This window comes from Vreelandella venusta (genome assembly GCF_007989605.1).
In the GTDB taxonomy this organism is placed as follows: Bacteria; Pseudomonadota; Gammaproteobacteria; order Pseudomonadales; family Halomonadaceae; genus Vreelandella; species Vreelandella venusta.
The window spans coordinates 389,261-408,444 of the sequence record NZ_BJUL01000001.1 but is presented as its reverse complement, the minus strand read 5'-3'; the positions used below and the strand labels follow the sequence as shown (position 1 = coordinate 408,444).

General features: G+C 49.1%; 18 protein-coding genes and 1 pseudogene. 4 read left to right on the top strand and 15 right to left on the bottom strand.

Features of this window, described 5'->3' with window-relative positions; all coding sequences use genetic code 11:
• Positions 1-50: 50 nt before the first annotated feature.
• From HVE01_RS01945 to HVE01_RS01925, 5 genes and pseudogenes are all read right to left on the bottom strand, one after another.
• On the bottom strand, positions 51-2,591 hold the full coding sequence (locus tag HVE01_RS01945) for a DEAD/DEAH box helicase (protein ID WP_146942156.1): 2,541 nt from the start codon (positions 2,589-2,591) through the stop codon (positions 51-53).
• Between the two features lie 5 nt (positions 2,592-2,596).
• Positions 2,597-3,523 (bottom strand): HamA C-terminal domain-containing protein, encoded by a 927-nt coding sequence (locus HVE01_RS01940; protein ID WP_146942087.1) that lies wholly within the window; start codon positions 3,521-3,523, stop codon positions 2,597-2,599.
• A gap of 280 nt (positions 3,524-3,803) precedes the next feature.
• Positions 3,804-4,127 carry a DUF427 domain-containing protein gene (locus HVE01_RS01935; protein WP_146942085.1) on the bottom strand — a complete coding sequence of 108 codons (324 nt, stop codon included), beginning with the start codon at positions 4,125-4,127 and terminating at the stop codon, positions 3,804-3,806.
• A gap of 146 nt (positions 4,128-4,273) precedes the next feature.
• Positions 4,274-5,323, bottom strand: coding sequence for a DUF2235 domain-containing protein (locus tag HVE01_RS01930; RefSeq protein ID WP_146942083.1), 1,050 nt, complete (start codon positions 5,321-5,323; stop codon positions 4,274-4,276).
• A gap of 307 nt (positions 5,324-5,630) precedes the next feature.
• A pseudogene (locus tag HVE01_RS01925) lies at positions 5,631-6,530 on the bottom strand (GlxA family transcriptional regulator); the annotation flags it as partial.
• A 124-nt stretch (positions 6,531-6,654) separates the two neighbouring features.
• On the opposite strand from HVE01_RS01925, the gene HVE01_RS01920 reads away from it, so the two are divergent.
• The gene (locus tag HVE01_RS01920; RefSeq protein WP_146942079.1) at positions 6,655-7,428 is read left to right on the top strand and encodes an HD domain-containing protein; all 774 of its coding nucleotides are present in this window, start codon (positions 6,655-6,657) and stop codon (positions 7,426-7,428) included.
• 195 nt (positions 7,429-7,623) lie between these two features.
• Here the strand turns inward: HVE01_RS01920 and HVE01_RS01915 are convergent, their stop codons facing one another.
• From HVE01_RS01915 to HVE01_RS01890, 6 genes are all read right to left on the bottom strand, one after another.
• Positions 7,624-8,025, bottom strand: coding sequence for a PaaI family thioesterase (locus HVE01_RS01915; protein WP_146942154.1), 402 nt, complete (start codon positions 8,023-8,025; stop codon positions 7,624-7,626).
• A 61-nt stretch (positions 8,026-8,086) separates the two neighbouring features.
• Entirely contained in the window at positions 8,087-8,713 is a 627-nt protein-coding gene (locus HVE01_RS01910) for a LysE family translocator (protein ID WP_146942077.1), read from the bottom strand.
• Between the two features lie 138 nt (positions 8,714-8,851).
• Positions 8,852-10,276 (bottom strand): bifunctional diguanylate cyclase/phosphodiesterase, encoded by a 1,425-nt coding sequence (locus HVE01_RS01905; protein WP_125750327.1) that lies wholly within the window; start codon positions 10,274-10,276, stop codon positions 8,852-8,854.
• 281 nt (positions 10,277-10,557) lie between these two features.
• A complete protein-coding gene (locus tag HVE01_RS01900; RefSeq protein WP_125750330.1) occupies positions 10,558-10,893 on the bottom strand; it encodes a zinc ribbon domain-containing protein YjdM in 336 nt (111 codons plus the stop codon).
• Positions 10,894-11,077: 184 nt separating this feature from the next.
• On the bottom strand, positions 11,078-12,691 hold the full coding sequence (locus HVE01_RS01895) for an ABC-F family ATP-binding cassette domain-containing protein (RefSeq protein ID WP_146942075.1): 1,614 nt from the start codon (positions 12,689-12,691) through the stop codon (positions 11,078-11,080).
• 214 nt (positions 12,692-12,905) lie between these two features.
• A complete protein-coding gene (locus HVE01_RS01890) occupies positions 12,906-14,054 on the bottom strand; it encodes an MFS transporter (RefSeq protein ID WP_146942073.1) in 1,149 nt (382 codons plus the stop codon).
• Between the two features lie 144 nt (positions 14,055-14,198).
• On the opposite strand from HVE01_RS01890, the gene HVE01_RS01885 reads away from it, so the two are divergent.
• Entirely contained in the window at positions 14,199-15,101 is a 903-nt protein-coding gene (locus tag HVE01_RS01885) for a LysR family transcriptional regulator (RefSeq protein ID WP_146942071.1), read from the top strand.
• Positions 15,102-15,201: 100 nt separating this feature from the next.
• Here HVE01_RS01885 and HVE01_RS01880 read toward each other — a convergent pair whose 3' ends face one another.
• Positions 15,202-16,098 (bottom strand): dihydrodipicolinate synthase family protein, encoded by an 897-nt coding sequence (locus tag HVE01_RS01880; protein ID WP_146942070.1) that lies wholly within the window; start codon positions 16,096-16,098, stop codon positions 15,202-15,204.
• Positions 16,099-16,260: 162 nt separating this feature from the next.
• Between HVE01_RS01880 and HVE01_RS01875 the strand changes: the two genes are divergently transcribed.
• Entirely contained in the window at positions 16,261-17,091 is an 831-nt protein-coding gene (locus tag HVE01_RS01875) for a helix-turn-helix transcriptional regulator (protein ID WP_125750350.1), read from the top strand.
• Positions 17,092-17,133: 42 nt separating this feature from the next.
• Positions 17,134-17,766, top strand: coding sequence for a LysE family translocator (locus HVE01_RS01870; protein WP_125750353.1), 633 nt, complete (start codon positions 17,134-17,136; stop codon positions 17,764-17,766).
• Positions 17,767-17,817: 51 nt separating this feature from the next.
• Here HVE01_RS01870 and HVE01_RS01865 read toward each other — a convergent pair whose 3' ends face one another.
• The 3 genes from HVE01_RS01865 to HVE01_RS01855 form a co-directional block, all read right to left on the bottom strand.
• Complete coding sequence (locus tag HVE01_RS01865; RefSeq protein WP_125750356.1) at positions 17,818-18,054, bottom strand: helix-hairpin-helix domain-containing protein; 237 nt, start codon at positions 18,052-18,054, stop codon at positions 17,818-17,820.
• 107 nt (positions 18,055-18,161) lie between these two features.
• Complete coding sequence (locus tag HVE01_RS01860) at positions 18,162-18,521, bottom strand: VOC family protein (RefSeq protein WP_125750359.1); 360 nt, start codon at positions 18,519-18,521, stop codon at positions 18,162-18,164.
• 69 nt (positions 18,522-18,590) lie between these two features.
• On the bottom strand, positions 18,591-19,055 hold the full coding sequence (locus HVE01_RS01855) for a YpsA SLOG family protein (protein ID WP_125750362.1): 465 nt from the start codon (positions 19,053-19,055) through the stop codon (positions 18,591-18,593).
• Between the last annotated feature and the right edge of the window lie 129 nt (positions 19,056-19,184).

The following is a 19,184-nucleotide window of genomic DNA, read 5'->3' as shown; positions in this document are numbered from 1 at the left end:
AGCTTCTGATATAACACCTAAATCAGATGCGCCGTAGGCGTCGCCTGGATTTACTTGTTAGCAGCGGCTAACCGCACACTCTTGCCTTGCATTTTTAGAATTTCTTGTTTGCATAAACTAGGTATTTTTAGATTTATAACATCCATTGCCTTGATTTTATTAAAGTATTCATCAATACCTGATGATTCGGGAATGGCGTCGGAAACGTTTGAAAGGTGAAGTGCAGTAAACCTGGAAAGGCCCATAGCCATAATATTTAGAGCTTCCTTTTTGCATGAGCCAAATTCTAAATATATATGATATGATTCCAGTTCAATTTCTTCGACATCGATTCCATTGTGTGTCAAAACAACTCTTAAGATATCATTGTATGCAGAGAAATATTTAACCATCTTGAATCTTATATCGTGTTCCAAAACATTTAAGTAATCTCTAATTATTGTTGAGGCTTTTTTGCTTGGTTGCCTTCCCCTAACAAAGCTAACACGTTTTTCAAGAAGCTCACCTAAGGATTTACCCCATATCCAATTATATGCTAAGTGGCTAATTAGATTTCTATAGCTTTCGGATAAATCCCACTCAAAGCAATCGATAAAAGCATCAATGACATTTTCCATCTTTCTTTTAGCCCCCGCTGCATATGGGCTAATAAGTAGATAATCTTCAATATGTTCTTTCATTGATAAGAAGCTATACAATCTCTGCAAGTAATCAGGCCTTATTCCACTATTTTTTTCAATAATATCTGAAGGCAGGTCAACAATCACTTGAGAGATCGCCGATATAGTTCTATCAAGATTTTCAGAGTTTTCATCTGTTCTATAGACTTCAATAGAAGAATGATTTTCTGAGTAATGATAGTCTTGGTATAGTTTACTAAATGCCATCTCTGCTTCATCAATAGTCTTTCCAGACCCGACATTCTCAGAAAGAAGATTTTGGATTAGTGACCCACCATCGGTCATAACTGAGCTTATTGCAGAGGATATCTCTTGTAAATTATCACCTTCATAAGAACTATCATCCCATGTTGATGGTCTTATACACCAAATGTTACCGTGAAACTCTTTTAGCAGCCTACCAGCACGTCCAGAAAGGTTTAAAAAATCTGATCGTGTCATTGGACTGTCGCCAGACTTAGGGTTCTCGATTATTATATGCTTAGCAGGCAGATTTACCCCTTGCAAAAGCGTGCTAGTACAACAAATATATTTTATCTCATCATTCTTAAAAAGAGTTTCTATGCCAGACCTAACTATAGAAGGCATTTTTCCATAGTGAAAACCCACGCCAGATTCCAAGCACTCTATTAAAGGATAATCAGGGTGAATCTCTTTTCTTATAAAATCAATGAATAGCTTTATGTCTGGACTTGGCACGTAATTTTTTATAGTTTCGCTGATTTCTTTTGCTACTGACTCAGCATCAGATGGGCCGTTTGCGAAAATTATAACAGATTCATCATTCTTTGAAATCTCAGATGCCAAGTTAGCTTTTTGAATGGACTTTTTACCTCTGAACTTGAAGTCGACAGTCCTATTTCCAAGTGGTATTCTTTTTCTGTCACTCAACAACTGGAAATTTATTTCTTTTGTTTTTCCGACAACATCTGATGCAAGAATTATATTCTGAGACACCGGAGATATCGTTTCAGTGAAAAACTTTCCGTTATCTGATATATTGAAAACATTAAAGAAATATCCTGGATTTTTGATAAGTGGGCTAGCAAATAAAACTTCTGTCCTAGGATATTTTTTCAAAAGATAATCAATAGCACTCTGTAAGAGCATACCTCGCTTACCATTTTGAATCTCATGAGCCTCATCAACTATTAAGGATGTAATGATAGGCATTTCATCTGTAGTATCACTTAAATAATTCATTAGACGTTCTTGAGTTAGAACATAAACAACACCGTTCTGAGATTTTTCTTTAGAAATTGCAAATGGGGCTGTTCTTATGATTATATCATCAAGCTTGTATTGTCTCAGTGAATCTCTAACCCTGCTAGAGACCTCAGCAATCAATGCTCTGGTCGGCACTATATAGACTATACATTGACCATCCTTCTCCCTCAATTTTCTTATGAGATTTAGCCCGAGTACAAAAGACTTTCCTGCTGATGTTGGAGCAGAAACACTTAAAGCCTTTTCTTCTTGAAGAGAACTATAGAAGTTATATTGAAAATCAGTGAGCTGTATTGACTCCTCGTCAATAAAAACAGAATTCTCCACCTCCCTACTTAAACACTCCAACTTCAAAAAACTTGGTATTTTTTCACCTGAAAAATTGAAACGTTCTCTTAAAAGTTTCCGACCTGGAAAATTACCCAGCCTAGACATTATGACTTCTGCGGAATTTAATAGTCTGGAGTCATCACCTGACCTTACCTCTAGAAGCCTTGTAATAATTTCATATGTAAGAATTTTATCTTCAGCCTCTTCAGAGAGGGATAGAATAGATGCATGCCCCAACAACTGATTGATTTCAGTTTCTTCGAAAGGCTTTTCTATGCTGGTAGGACTTCCTGGTAGCTGACTTTGTGTGCTATGAATCTGCAGCTTTTCTATTAAACCTCTTATTTTATTCATAACAATCAATCGAGCGCCTCATTGAATGCATTTCTAAAATCGACAACTGAAGGGAATGGAAGGAAAAACATATCGAATACTAAGTGTTTTTTTTCGAATTTATCGAGTTTTTTTTGTAAAAGGTCAACCAAACTCTCTGCACTAGGTAAAAATTCATCTTCAAATTTCCTTATCAAGTTACTATGAGGCTCTAATAGCACATCATCATAACCTTTATAGTCATAGCCAATAAGACAAGCATGATTAACTCTTACGTTTGCACCGGGATTTCCATTTACAAAGAGCTGTGAAATTTCATGTTTTACTACTTCATCAGCATACTTGAAGTGTTTCGTCACCATATTGAATTCATGTTCATACATTTTTACATCATGAAAATCATTGATGCTTTTTAACGCTGAGGTTAGTGCATCAGAAACCTTCTTGTATAGCTTTGACTCCCCAAAGTAGAAATCAACAACTTCTAACTCTTCGTTCCATCTTGCATGAATTCCATCTGACCCTTTTACTTCATCTTTGTGGTTTGTTTTAAGCTCCATCTTTGACACAACTTGTGGAGCTTTTAGGACTGCCTCCATAAGAAAGTACAGCAATGTTTCTCCAGCTTCGCCTGTTTTATCAGGGGAGTCATCTGATATCTCTGGATGTCTGAATAGACTTCTTGCTTCTTTAGTTAAAATAGTTGATTGCCTAGCAGTTAAAGCCTCATCTCTATTTTTAGCTGATAGGCAATAGTCGATGATGTATGCATATAAGGTGTCAGCTAAGGCTTTAACCATCGGCTGTTTATTTCCATCAAATTTCAAATAATGAAATCTAACTGTAGTTTCAATACCAGTTAATTTTAGATCATGCTCAACCACACTTATACAATTTGAAAAATCTGGAGTTTCAACCGATATTTTCTCTGCAATATTTTTTACTAATTCCATTCAACTTATATCCCATATAAATTATTTTGCACTGTACTTGTGTCCTGTTCAGGCTTCTAACAGTTTTATTCATGCGCATTAACCTTTGACTATTCTTTCAAAATGGTGCATGAGTATACGACGATTTTTTTATAAATCATTGTTTTACCGAAACTTACAGCACATTTTCCCAGGAATATGCGCACTCGTATCATAACCGCCAACAGAAAAGCGTTCATTGTGAGCTGTGCGCTCTGTAAATATATGGTTTTAGAGAATGTCCGCTCAGGATCGAAAAGCGTCATTCGCTCAGTTCCTTATAAAACGCCACCCTGCCCGCAATAGCTTCCATACCTTCAATCGGCTGCTCGTAGCTCCAGGCGATATCCTGACTTTCACCCAGTGAGAAATACACCGTATGCCCTTTGAATGGGCAATAGGTGGTGGTTTCTGACACGGTGAGTAAGCCCATCCGCACGTCTTCGCGTGGGAAGTAGTGGCGTGGCGGGTAGCCGCGTTCGTGGAGTTCAAGCGTATTGGTGGAGTCGGCGAGTAACGTGCCATCAACATGCGCCTGCACGCGTTGGCTAATAGGGTGAAGCTCAATGCGTGGGGCATTTGGCATTAGGTTGTTCCCTGCGGCGCTTGTCGCTCTAATGCTTCGATCCTAGCAGTTAAATTATATTTAGCCTACTTTGAGCACTTAGTTTTTAGTCGATATTGGTCACTTCATGACCTAGGTCACTCATCACTTCCACGCCGCCGCCCGGCCTACCCCTCCGGTGGGGAAAGGTGGGCATCGGTCAAGGTACGTGGCCGGTACTCGCACGCGGTATCGGCCCAACGCTTCCAGACACTCTCATCGACTGAGATATTCACCGCTGGCAGCCCCTGCATGCCCTGCGCATACTGCCGGTAAAATCGGCCGTCGCCCTTGTATCTAAGGCGAGCATACTTGGCGTAGAGCCCGTTTAGAAAATCAGCAAACGAATCTTTCGGTGGCGTTTTCCAGGCATCCTCTGCAGCATTGAAGGGAGCTACTTTTAGGCCGGCCTGCTGCGCTTTGGTTAACATCCAGCTCAGCGGTATGTCGGCCAGCGTGTCGCCAACGCCATAGCCGCCGCCAACATTGGCGTGGGCACCGATAAACCAGCGCTGCTCGACGTTGCGATTGCCCGCTTTCTGCTTGCCATCCTTACTCGTCCAGAGCGATACTTTATACGCCGACCTGTGTTCGTCCAGCGCGACCGCTTGATAGGCATAATCGACAATGCTGGAAAGCTCGGTATCGTGCCAATCGTATTTTCTTTTGAACAGGTTGGTTCCGGGCACGCCCAGTGCGCCAACGGTATCCCACACGCCAATAAAATGAATCCTGGGCTGGCGGCTGAAGCGCTCCTTGAATTCTTTGCACACCTCAGAATCGGGGTGACAATCACGTTTTCGATAAATACGTTCGGCCTTATCGAGCAGCCCTGGCGTGACGACATGCACTAGCCCGCATTTACGAATTATCCCTACTAGGCTTCTGGCGGTGTAGGCACCGCGGCTGAATCCGAATATCCAGATTTCATCGCCTTCACTGTAATGCCTTGCCAGCCAGTCATAGCCTTCCCGTAGGTTTTTGCTTAGCCCATAACCAAAGGCTCCGCCGGAAAAGCGCTGAAATTTGGATGTCCCTACGCCGGAGTCGTAATAGAACCGCTGCCTGATACCGTCATCGTCATCATGGAGCAGCCGGGTAATACGATACACATTGGTTTGATCTTCAGGGTCGTTCCATGTGCCATCAAATAGCAGAATCAATTTTTGCTTTGCCATGGTGCCCCCCCATGATGATGCACGCCTTTGAACAGTGCTCATAATCGCTTAATGAGGGGCAGACGATGCGCTCTTGGCCAACGCGTACCTGCGACCTCCACATTATTTAATGAAGGTTAGTCGACAATTCATCCCGTCACCTGTTGATAGTCAACTGTTGATAGTCAACCGGCGGACTTCCTCACGTTTTCTGCGGCGATGCAGACACAGCTCGTTAGCAAAGCGCGTTGATGCGTACCGGAGCAAACTGTCGACGATATTCGCTGGGCGATAGCTGCACTAAACGATTAAAAAGAGCGCAAAAGCTTGCCACATCCCGATAGCCAACGCGTTCGGTGATCTGCGCCACGGTCAAGGATGTCGTGCGCAGTAAGCTCTTGGCCATATGCACTCGGTGGCGCTGCAGGCAGAGTAGCGGTGTGGTGCCACTCTCATTGCGGAAGCGGCGCAGCAGCGTGCGCGTGCTGACATGGAAGGCGTCCGCCAGGCGCTGTAGATCGTAGGGCTCGGTATATCGCTGCAGTAGCCAGCGCTCAACCTGGGTTGAAAAACGCTCTTCATTGCTTCGCAACAGCAGTGGTTCGATGTACGGCGCTTGGCTTTCACGCGCTGGAGGTGTCAGCGCCAAGCCACTTACCTGCTGGGCCAAATCTGGGCTAGCGTGCCTGCGAATCAGGTGCAGAGCGAGGTCTGCTGCGGCGCTGAATGCGCCAGCCGTGATCACTCCCCTGTCTTCTACCAACAGGGCATCAGAATCTACCTGGACAGCGGGATACAGGCGGGCTAACTGGGGCGAAAATAGCCATGCTGTCGTTGCACGCCGACCGTCTAACAGGCCGGCTTCAGCAAGTAGAAAGGCTCCCGCACAGATAGAAGCAACCGGCACTCCGCTTGAAAAGCATCTGCGGATAAAGCGGATTTCCTGGCCGAATTCGTTGAGGTCGTCCCGGCCTATCTCTAGTTGCGCAACATCTATTCCCGGCACAATAAGCAGATCAATCTTGCCCGTCGCGGGAGTCGTATTTAGCTCAATGCATCCGGCAGCCTTAATCCGTCGGCCTCGCATGCTAATCACTTCCACCTGGAACGGAGGCTGATCATTGTTCGTGTTGTACTGCGCAACACGGTTAGCCATTAGCAACAAATCGCTAACGGTGCACACTTCCATGCTCAGGCAGTGGTCGAACGCGAGGATCGCGACACGCATTGACGGGCTGACCTCCCTAATGGCGTTATCGCCTAATTATATGGCGATAACGCCTCTCCTCTCTAGTACCCAGGTACGTGACACTGAGGCCTCGTTTAAACAGTAAAATCCGAGGGCGAATAGCATGGCGAAACTGGGCTCAATGGCGTGGGGTGAGAAAAGTGACGGTATCTTATCGTCAACAGACCGCATGAAAATGCTAGCGGGCCTAGTGCGGGCGCAGCTTGGTGAAACGCTATCGCGCCTAGCGTTAAATCTAGGTGCCTACCAGCAGCAGCGGCGGCGGATAGCCGCTGATCGCGTTGTAGTGCCGGAATCGTCAATCACACGAATGGCGGATGAACTGGCCGCCCAGCACTACAGCGAGCCATTACGACTGCACTGCTTGCGAACCTTTTTTTTCGGCCAGCTATGGGCGCAGTTCCATGGGCTACGTATTGATGCTGAAACGCTCTATGTTGCCAGCCTTCTTCATGATCTTGGTCTGACCGGCCATTTTCATCAACAAACAGCTTGTTGTGGCTTCGCCATCGTGGGTGCGCGTAGCGCAAGAGATTTAGCGGCAAGCCAGCAATGGCCCCTAGAGCGACAACGGGCGGTTTACGAAGCGATCAGCTACCATCTCAATCCCTATCTATCTTTGGCCCACCACGAACCCGAGGCCGTTTGTCTGCAACGCGCTGCCCACCTTGATGTGATCGGCGCGGGGCATCATCTGTTACCGGATAGCGCAATTACGAAAGTGCACGCCGATTACCCACGCACAGGCTTTCGTGAAGAAATCCTGGCCAGCATGACTGAAGTAGTACACGCCCCTGGCTCACATGCGGCAGTTCTCTCGTCATTGGGATTCACCCGCCTTGCCAACCGCAACCCGCTTGATCGTCACTACAGGTGAATAGTGGGCTGTCACGTTAACGGCATCACACACGCTTGCGATTGACTCACGCTCATCGAAAGCAAACGCGGGCTGTTGAATAAGGCGGTGACAGGAGAGGCAATGAGGATGAGTTGGATGGAATAACATCGCGCTTTGCAGCGGCCCCAGAAAAGCAGCTCTCAGAAAAGCAGTTCGCCACAGCTCTGGGGGAGATTACGATGCCGCAATCTTGCTAATCGTGCCAAGAGAAACGGCTACCAGTTTTTCCTCACCATCTGCTTGAGCGTAGACCTTACACTCACAGGTCGCTTGCCGTTTTCCAGAATATAAGACCGTTGACCTAGCGATCAATTTATCGCCGATCGCGGGTCTCACATAGTTTACTTTGTACTCTGACGTGACACAGCTTCCTAGCACTGACGCTCCGGCAAAGGTAATACAATTATCCGCCAAGTAGCTAACGACACCACCATGCGCAAAACCATTGTTTTGCTTGAGATCATCTCTAATCTCAAGGCTCAATTCAGCACTTCCGGCAGCAAACGCTTCTAGCTTTGCTCCCAATAGCAAGCTGAAAGATTGCTGTGACAGTATCTCTCTTCCTTTCTCTAACATATCACTCAATGTTCAGCTCCTTGCCCTACTCTGGAGATCTAACAACTATTAGACAGCGTTTCTATCTCTGCTTCATGAACGCCACAGCCAGACCCGATGAGACAAACGTAACGCCTGCTCCAATATTTAACCCAGAAACCAATCTGGGTTTGCTTCTCAGCCATTCCGATAACCTAGATGAAAACACGCCCATAAGGCTGAAACCTAGCGCTGTTAAAGCCGCAAACCAAACCCCATAGCCAATCATTTGCCAGGTCACAGAGCCCAAATTGGGGTTTACAAACTGGGGGACAAACGCGAGCACAAACATACCCGGCTTAGGGTTGAGTGCCGCTGAAAGAAAGCCTGTTGAGAATATCGTTTTTAAAGACTGTTTTTTTGCAGGCTCTAAGGAAAACAGGTTTCGAGAGCGAAGGACTTTAACGCCTAACCAAATGAGATAGCCCGCACCAATAATCTTGACCACATAGAACGCCAGCGCGGACGTTTGAATTAAAAGAGTCAGCCCAAATGTCGCCGCTAGCACGTGGAATAGAATTCCCATTCCAGACGATAAACCGGAAACAGTTGCGGCCAGTCTACCCTGGCTTAAACCTCGTCCTATCGCCAGCATGTTATCTGGCCCAGGGGAAATCACTAACAGCAAACATGCCAGTGTATATGTAGCCAACACCTCTAGTGGAAACATGTACTCTCCTTCTACCTGCAACCGAACGCCATCGCCAGCGGGACTTCCTGTTCAGGTGGTGAAACGTCAGCCGTGAGGCAGCTTTACTTTTGCCTTAAAGCAAGCTTTTGCATGGGTTAGCGCAAGCTTACGAGCCTGTTAACGGGTTGCATGAGATGCAAGGTACACACGATCTCTACCGTCTTGCTTGGCTTTGTACATAGCCTCATCCGCACGAGCCAGTAAGCTTTCGGGAGACTCGCCATTTTCCAACATGGCGACCCCAACACTTATGCTTAGCGTAGTAGACTCTCCGCTGCCAACATCGATCGGCGCAGCGGCTAACCGCTTTCTCAGATTATTGCCCAACTTCTGACTAGCTTCCAAGTTTGCACCGGGTAAGAGAAAGACAAATTCCTCCCCCCCTATACGGCCACAACAATCGGTGTTGCGCCCTACCTCCGATGCTAAACGAGCAAACTCAGTCAATGCTAGATCACCTGCAGCATGCCCCCATTTATCATTAATCTTTTTGAAATAATCAATATCTATTGAAAGAACACTGAAACTATTACCAAACCGTGATGCTTGGTTTACTAGTTCACTCAGGCGCTCCATTGTTGCGCGTCGATTTGGCAAACCAGTCAACCCATCAATACTTGCCAGGCGCTTCATTTCCTCCTCAGACTGCTTCTTATATAAGAGATAACTAACAGTATCTGAGAGCAATGTAATAAGAATATGGTCATCCTTACAAAATGGCTCAACCGGAGATGGGCTAGAAAAATTTATAGTTCCATATAGTTGGCCAGATAACCTTATCGGGGCACCAATATACGACTCCAGTTTGAAGTTTGTGTAGCAGGGGTGCTTTTTAATTTCACTTTTCGCCACGAAATGAAAACCGACCGACTTATTCGCACTCACCGCGTGAACACAGTAAGTTCCCGACAAATCAAACGTTGTTAATGGCTCCAGCTCTCCTTTGAGATCAACGCAGTACTCAATGGTGTATTGGTTTCCCACAATACGAGCAACAATCGCTTTTTCGAGACCAAAGTGGTCCAGGCCAACCTGAAGCAATCGTTCTATTTTATTAATCTGGCTCAGCGTGACATCTGAAGTTATGTTTTGGATCTTTTGTAGCGTATCCAAAGACTGATCTGTTGAGCGAGCTGGGCGGACAATACCAATAAATCCGGTTACTGTCCCATCCTTAGCCCGCATAACTGCGCCCGTCGTCAGGCCAAAAAACTGTTCTCCATCCGAGCGACGATATGCAACCCTGTAGTTCTCAGCAGCTATTTTACTAGAAGCATTAAAACGTATCCGACCTTGTTCGGAAAAATCATTTTCATCGGCATAGAGTATTTTTGTCTCTTCACCATATAGCGCGTTTTTTGAGTATCCAAACAGCCGCTCTGTCGCCGAATTCACATAAACCATACGCCGACTTGCGTCGGCAACGACAACGGCTTCTTCAAAAGCGTCGAATACCTCGGTGAGTAGTGAGGGTGAAATCGAATTTACGCCGCCGCCATCAACCAAAGCTTTAGTCGTTTCTCCTAGCTTACCGTCTTTCATAGACACACCTTTCATGAAGCCATGCGACTTTATCCAGCAATAGTTGACACTAATTTAAGCGATCATTCGGGCTTAGAAAGTCTCAGGGCTGATTATTTCCCGTTAGCACTGTGCCGCCGCTGTTTATTGTACTCTACGATGCACTCAAACACCTGACACCTCATATCGCATCGCATTTTTAATGGCTACCCATGGATAGCCATCTCACAGTGCCTTTTAGGATCTGTTGTTACCTGTTGAGTCTAACCGCCATGATAGCTCTCTAGACGAGTGAAGGTGATTCAGGCTTTTTTGACAAACTGGGCGGTGACCATCATATCGCCAGCGCCATCGACCTTGCAGTCGAGCTGGTGGTCTTTGCCCTCTTTGAGCCGCTTGATAACGGCCTTAGTGCCAATCTTAAGCACCAGTGAGCTGCCTTTGACCTTGAGGTCTTTGATAAGCGTCACCTTATCGCCTTCAGCAAGCAGACTGCCATTGGCATCTTTCACCGTGACAGTATCTTCTGCTTCAACCTCGGAAGGATTCCATTCGTGGGCGCATTCCGGGCAAATAAACAGGCTTTGATCCTGGTAGACGAATTCAGATTGGCAATTGGGGCAAGGTGGGCATGACATGGGAGAAAACTTCTGTGGTTGGATTGGCTGCTTATGATACTGAGCCTTTGCAGCCTTGGCGAATGCACACAGGTAAGTTCAGGGAAAGCAGTGCTTATTGATGGCTCAGTGTTTGAATCGTCGCGGGCTAAAGCCACCTCCTACGGGGCGTGTTGCAGGAGGTATTGCAGGAGGTGTAGTACGATCAAACTGGCTCCAGGTGCCAGCCTTGTTCGGTTGCTAGCAGGCGGTCTGTTAGCGCTAGGTTTTCCAGAAAGGCATCGTCGTGGGATACCACCACTAACGCGCCTTGGTAACTGCGCAGCATGGTTTCCAAGGCTTGCGCTGAAGGCAGATCAAGATGGTTATTTGGCTCGTCCAGTAGCAGTAGTTGCGGTGGGCAATCGGCGTAGAGGATGCAGGCCAGCGCACCTTTCAAGCGCTCGCCACCGCTTAGCCGCCCACTGGGCGTGGTGATTTTTTGTGCGTCCAGACCTAGCTGGGCTAGCCGCATGCGCAGGTCCCCTTCACTCGCGGTTCGGTTGGCTTGCTGCAGTTGTGCAAGCAGCGTCTTTGCTGGGTCTAAATTCCCCAGTTGCTGGTCGAGATAGGCGCTTTCAGGCGTTATGTTGCAGGCTCCTGACAAGGGCTCAATGTGGCCCGCCAGCACGCGGAGCAACGTAGACTTACCACAGCCATTTGGGCCAATAATGCCTAGTCGATGCTGCCCTCTCAGCATGAGATTGATGTGCCTAGTAGCGCCCATAACGAACGGTAGCTCAACCCTTTCTAACTCCGCCAAACAGCGCTTGGCGGCCTGGGTAACGGGTATTTCATGCAGGTTGATTTGTCGCTCGTTTTCAACCTGCTTTGCGGCGTCACGCACACGTTGATTCAGCTGCGCCTGACTGGCCGCCTGCTTTTGGCGCAGCGCGCCCGCCGAGGTTTCGCTGCGCTCTTTCTGGCGATCTAACAGGATCTTAGCCTGGTTGGCTTCCTTGCCCAGCCGGTTGCCGCGAGCCTGGCGTTTCTCCTGACGTTCTCGCTGCTTGCGCATCGCGCGCTCTTCGCGTTGACGTTCGAGTTTTCGCTGGCTTAGCTGATCAAGGGCAGCCTGCTGCTCGTGCGCTTTGGCTTGAGCATAGAAAGTGTAGTTGCCGCCGTAGCTGTGCAGCCCTAAGGGGGACAGTTCCACGATACGTTCCATGCCTTCCAGCAGTTGTCGGTCATGGCTCACCACAATCAGCCCACGCGGCCAGCGCTGCAGCTGTTCAATAAGTGCCTGCCGATTGGGTCGGTCGAGATGGTGGCTTGGCTCATCAAGAATCAGGCAATCCACTCCCGAGAGCATGGCGCCCATCAAGGCCACGCGCATGGCTTCACCGCCGCTCAATGTGTCCGCAGGTGTGCTGGCCTCAAGATAGCCCAGGCCACTGCGTTCGAGTTCGTGGCGAAATCGCTGGGGCATATCCCAACGGTCATCGACTGCTTCAAAATCCTCAGACGCTGTGCTGCCAGCCTCAATGCGTGCCAGCGCATCCAACGTTGTTCGAACACCGGCAAGATCAGCGACACAAGCGCCCTTCGGCTGCGCTACCTGCTGGGCAAGGTAATGGACGCTGCCGGGGCGCTGGCATTCGCCCGTGGTTGGCTGTAACAGGCCCGCGAGGATTTGGGCCAAAACCGTTTTGCCGACACCATTACGCCCCACCAATCCGGTTGGGCGGTTATCGAACTGCTCGTGAAGATCCGTAAAAAGCGTTCTGCCATCCGACAGAACGTAGGAAACACCTTTTAAGGTGAGATGGGTATTTGTCATATATGATTCCAAGGATGCCAAGAACTCTCTCTAGAACCCCTCCCAAGGACTATTTCCCAAGGACTATCCTTGCTGCTGGGGGGATGGAGACTGGCCGTTATTGCAACGGCGGCATCAATGGTTCATTGGACAAATACCTCTGCTAAACGTGGGAGGATTTAAACCATAATACAAATAACACTCGCTAGCTATGCGGTGTTAGGAAGATTTTCGCTCAGCGCTTTTTAGCGCAATGCTGGGTGCCGATGACTAGGCAAAAGATAACTGCCTGGGCTATCGCTATGCAGGCAATTACTCCTTTCCATGCCCATATCGCAAAGGCATACGCCGCAAGGCTTGCGCCCATTGCGCCGCCTAAATAGTAGCAAGAGAGGTAGATGCCAGCGGCAACACCGGCGGGTACGCAACGAGTACTGCTTAATAACCGGGTCGTCACTGTTTGGAACAGATAGGTTCCTATGGCAAACAGCGCCACGCTCAGCATGATAGACAGGCGTGTTGTGCTAATCAGCCACAGCGCTGCCCAAATCAACGCGATTAGTGCTATGGCAATGGCTACTTCACTTAGGTAGCGCCGCAGTATGCTGGCAGTAAGCACGCAGAAAAGTGCCGGCAAACATGCTAGATAGATCGTGCCGATCTGCTGTGAATTCCAATGATAAGGGTCTTGGGCGAGCCATAGACCCAGCGCCGTAAACACCGCACTTTGCGTGAAGAGCAGTGCAAAACCCGCAAGATAGGCAGTGAGCAGCGTACTATCAGTCAACGCGCGCCTTGTATATGCCACCGACGTTTGATGCCATTCCGTACGCTGCATTGGTTCAGCGCCAGTTGTTTTCGGATAAGTAGTTTTCGGAAGAAGACAAATCGCCACCGCCGATAGCACCATTAGGAATGCAGAGCTTAAGAAGCCCAGCTCCCAGCCCATGGCATCAACTGACCAAGCAGGATAAAACCGACTGAGTGTGCTGCCAACAATAGTGCCGGTCACGTACAACGACACAAAGCTGCTTGGTCGCTGAGAGACCAAATTCATCGTTGCGGTTAATAAAAAGGGAATCACAATGCCCTGACCTAGCCGCAGTACAAAAAGCACATCTTGGCTAGTCGTCAATGCCATTGAAGCGTTAATCGCCGCCAATGCGATAAAGCCAACGACTAATAAGTGCAAGGGATTGGCGTGTCTTGTTACAGCGCCGGTTAGTGGCGCGGTGATCATCATTCCTAGCAGCGACGCCATCGTTAACCAGCCCGCGCCAGTGGCCGTTGTTCCGAAGCGCTCGACTAACGCTGGAAACAGCGCCTGAAGCTGGTACAAATTAAAAAAAGCGCCGAGCGATCCAATGATTAAGGCCGTACGCATGGCTTATTCCTGTTTAGACAGGCATTACCATACGTACGCTAAAGGCTCGAATGAAGGTCGGATTCGGTATCGCAGTGATAGCTGTTTCGACAGAGTGCGGCACCATAAAGTGGGGTATGTTGTGGTCACCGGAGGAGCGACGGGATGGTCGAACTGAAACAAATTAAGCACTTTGTTGCCGTTGCTGAGGAGCTTAACTTCCGGCGCGCTGCCGAGCGATTGCATATTACCCAACCGCCGCTGAGCCAGAGCATTAAATCATTAGAAGAAACCGTGGGTGTGAAGCTGTTTGAGCGCAATACCCGAGGCGCTCAGCTCACCAAAGCAGGCGAGGCCTTTCTTGGTGAAAGCCTGGAGATACTCAGCGCTGCACAACGAAGCATCAGTATTGCTAGGCAGGCAGCCCAAGGGGAAGTCGGCACGCTGCGCCTCGGTTATTCGGCCAGCGCGATTTTCTCCAAACCCCTCACCTCTGCCTTGGCTAAACTGCTCACCAAGCGCCCGTTGATCGAACTGCAGCTGTGCGCAGGCAATGCCCTCTTACATATCGCATCGCTGAAAGCTGGTAAGCTTGACGCTGCGGTACTACGAGCCGACCTGGACGAGAACGCTCTAGCGGGTTTATCGGTTTCCAGGCTGGGAGATGAACCGCTGCTCGTGTTACTCCCCCCGGGCCATCGGCTGCAGGCAAAGCCTTCCATCGATTTTAGCGAAATAACCAGCGAACGGCTTTTATTACAACCCGCCACGCAAAGAACATTTCTGAGGCGCCAACTGGAGACATTGGCCGATAAAGCAGGCGTTTCTCTCAGCCATGTTGTGGAAGTGCCCGATATTGGCAGTATGCTGTGCTTCGTTAGCGTCGGTATTGGCATTACCATCCTGCCCGCCAGCGCCGCATCGATGGCCCACGGTTTGATAGCCATACCGCTTGCCGACGAAGGCTCTTCCCCGCCGTTACTGTTAGCCTGCAAGCAAGGCAACCCTCTGAGTGAGCAGCTTAGGGATCTCGTTGAAGCTGAGATGGCGGCTGAGCTTAAGGGTTGACTTACTTGGTGCGTTTCGTGAGATGTTTGACGATGAGCACGAGAACTTATGCAACGGCGTTGCAGCACTTATTAACGCGTTAATTTAATTACTCGCTTAGTCACTCACTTAATTGCATAGCGTCAATCGCCGCCGCCACCCTTTTCCGCGCATCGCCTTGCAGCGTTTGTAGCGGCTGGGGCAAACAGGGTTGGCTTACTGTTCCGGTAAGTTCTGCAATAGTAGCAACTACCCGCAGGCTGCCGCCGAAGTCGCGGTAGAGCGCCCATAACGGCTCAAACGCAGCGGAAAGCGCGTTGGCGTCTTTTGCGTCTCCCGCTTGGGCGGCACGGGTTAGCGCCAGCGCAGTTTCAGGGTATAGCCCACCAATCACCGAGTACCAAGCATCGCAGCCAGCCAGCATGCCTGTGGCAGCCGCTGGGTCACCGCTAATGCCGATGGTTACGTCGCTGGGAATTAACCCCCGCAGCCGTGCTACGCGCTGCTGTGCAGCGGCAATATCATTCTGCACCGGAGGAATTTTAATCGAGCGAACCTGGGGCAGTTGGGCGATGCGACCATGCAGTTCATCACTGAACTCAAAGTGCGTAGTGCCTGGGTTGTCATAGACACATAGCGGCACACTCAGCGAACGACAAACCGTCTCGAAAAGGCCAAATACCTCATCCTCGGTCAGCTTTTGATAAGACACGGGCGCCAACAGCACGCCACTAGCGCCTGCTTGCTGGGCGCTTTCGGCATTGGCCAGTACATCACGGGTGCGGAGCGAACCTATGCCTGCCACTACCGGCACGCCGGCGGCATGCTCAACGCACAATTTGGCTACGCGGGCGCGCTCTTCAGCGCTTAAATAAGCGTAGCTGCCCGTCGACCCCAGCACGCCGATAGAATCCACCTTCGCCTCCACCAAGCGTTCCACTAAACGAGTAAATTCATGCTCATGAATACCCTGCTCATTCATAGGGGTTAGCGGAAAAGCGCTCAAACCAGTGAACATGGTGAATGATCCTTTTACGATGAAAGATAAGAGGCTATTAACATACGTGATGCTGCATGCTGAGGCTAGCGAGTCTCTCAAGGTTAGTTAGCAATTATGTACAAGCATTTGATACCCAGGAGCGCATAAGCTAGGTGGTGTGATTTATCAGGAGGGTTTGGCATGGCGAATACCAGCCGGTTTCAATTCATCAAAAGTCAGCATGTGCCAACACTAACGGTGCTTCAGGCGGCAATTGAGGATTTCAGCTATGACCGTCATGCCCACGAGGAGTTTGCCTTCGGCGTAACGTTGGCCGGGCGTCAGGATTTTTTTAGCGGCGGGCAGTTCCACAAGAGCCCGCCGGGCAATGTGATTCTGTTCAACCCTGAGGAGGTTCACGATGGCCAACCAGGCGGTGAGCATGCACTGGACTACCTGATGGTTTATGCCCATCCTGAACAGCTCAAGCCGCTGTTCGCTGATGCGCTTGGGCGCGAACATGCCACGGATTTTCGTTCCAACCAAACGCTGATTCAGGATGTTCAACTGCGCCACGCCATTTTGGAACTGGCGCGCTTGGTCACCTCCCAAACAGGTAGCTGTATTGATCAGGAAAATGCGCTTTATCGGGTTATCGAAAGAACCGTTCAGCTCGGCGGCATGTCGCAACCCAACCCAATCACAAGTCGACCCGATGCCCTGCTAGGTCTGGCTAAGGAGTATATTCACGCCCACTTGGAAAGCGATATGTCGCTGGATGATATTTGCCAGGCAGCGCATTTATCCAAGTACCATTTCCTGCGCCTGTTTCGCCAGCATTACGGCATTACCCCCCATCAGTACGTGATTAATTGCCGAATCAATGCGGCGCGCACTGCACTAGACGCTGGTGCCCCACTGAACGAAGTGGCACTTCGCTTTGGCTTTGCTGACCTTAGCCATTTTAATCGGCGCTTTAAGCGCATTTATGGCATGACTCCCCACCAATACCAACGCGATATCGCGCGTTAACTGCCAATTTTAGAACCGCCATTAAACAAACGAGGCTTCACCATGCTAGGAATCGTCGCCTATGCCCTGGGCGCTATGTATACGCCTGGGCCTGTAAATCTGCTGGGCTTAAATGTTGGCATTAATGGCCAGGCCCAAAAATCGCTAGGTTTTTGTCTCGGGGTAGGCACAGCAATGTTAATTTACTTATTACTACTAGGCTGGGCAGGCGCCGCGTGGATCGACGATGAGGCATTGATCATCGTGAGTGCGCTGGGGTGTAGCTATATTGTTTATCTCGCAATAAAAATTGCCCGCTCAAGCGCTGATTTAAGTAGCAACTTAAACAGCCAGTTAAACAACCATGACCACTCGCCATATCTACTGCGTTTTCGCCATGGGTTGGTAATGCAGCTACTTAACCCAAAAGCCATTATTGCCACCCTACCGATTGCCACACTGCAATTTCCTGCAGCGGGTATTGAGGGGCTTAGCTTGGTGATTTGGGCATTCGGACTGGCAATATTAGCTGCTGGCGCTCCCGGCAGTTATGTCTTGATAGGCAGCTTGGTTGGCCAGCGTATCCAAAGCGCAGGGATCATTAAGGGCTTCAACTGGGTAATGGCGGGGCTGCTGGTCGCCGTAGCGATATCGATTGGCTATGAGCATGTTTGGCTGGCGCTAAATGCTAGCTAGCCTGATGACACGATAGGCTAGCCATGGATTGCTCGCTACATTTGCGCTGTGTTACAGGCCTTCTTGCGCCCTGGCAATAGCAGCAGCAATGGCCGCCTTTGCCTGTGGGCTATTTTTCCAACAGGTTGTGTGCAGCATGGCGGCCACCATTTCTGCTATCTCATCCACTTGGCGAGCGGCCAGCTCAGCAAATGAGCCGATACCAATCTCTTCAAAACGCTTGAGGACGGTAGGACCAACGCCTTTGACACTCAGCAGTGCATCTCTTTCTGCATCAGAAAAGGCCACTCATGTACTCCTCTCTCACAAGCTCTTCTTTAACAAGCTCTTATTTAACAAGCTCGATGGGGTTAAAAAAATCGTTGGGGTTAAAAGGCCTTTGGGGCGTTAGCGTTTTAAGTGCGTGCTTCTGACCAAACCGCAAACTCATTGCCACTGGGTTCTAGGAAGTGAAAGCGAAAACCGCCCGGGAATTCGAAAATAGGCTGAATAACGTCACCGCCGCTTTGCTCTACTTTATCGAGCGTTGCATTAATATCCGCGCTATAGAAAACCAGCAATGCGCCGCCGTTAGCCGTTCGGCTGCAGGTATCTGAGTGATAAAAGCCGCCATCTAACCCTTGATTGGAAAACGCTGTGTATTCAGGGCCATAGTCGACGAACTCCCAGCCGAACACCGCCGAGAAAAAGTTTTTTGTCGCCACTAAGTCTTTGGCTGCAAACTCGACATAATTAAGCTTTTCATGCAGGTGCATAAGTTGTTCCTTTACGTTGCCGAATTCAGATTATGAGCACGTTTAATTGCCACCCAGTAACAGCTTAGCCTATCGTGACTGCTTAATAACCAGTTCAATCGCTTGCTTAACGTACGCGTACATTACCGGACAAGTGCTAGCGCGGGAGCCTGCAACATTAAGTGTCGTGATATGGCGGTCGTGTACAAAATCGGCCAGCAACATCGCCGCGTGCAGCGGGTCTATCAGCTCAATATCAATCAGCTTGTAGGGCTTTGACTGCTGAATACAGAACAGAGCCGTAGCTTCTGTTCCCCCTTGAAGATAAGACGCATAGAAGATAGCGGTGCCATCGGCATCTTGTACATTTTTCTTGGTACGTTGACGATATCCCCCGCCAATTTCTTCAAGGCTATAGACGCTGCTAATCGGTCCGTCTTCAGCCATTCGGCCAACGGGACAACATCCACCGATAGAAAAGTCCAGTGCTAATGCGGCATCCAGTGCCGCTCGATCAGCGCCGGTTTGGCCGCCGCTTATAATTTTGGAAAGCATAAATTAGCCACGTGTCTTTAATTGAGCGGCAAACGGATTGCCACGCGGTGTGAAAAAGTAAAGACGAAATCCGTATGGTTGCCGCCTTCGGTCAGCAGTCATTAGCGCTGATAATGCCTGCGCTAGTAG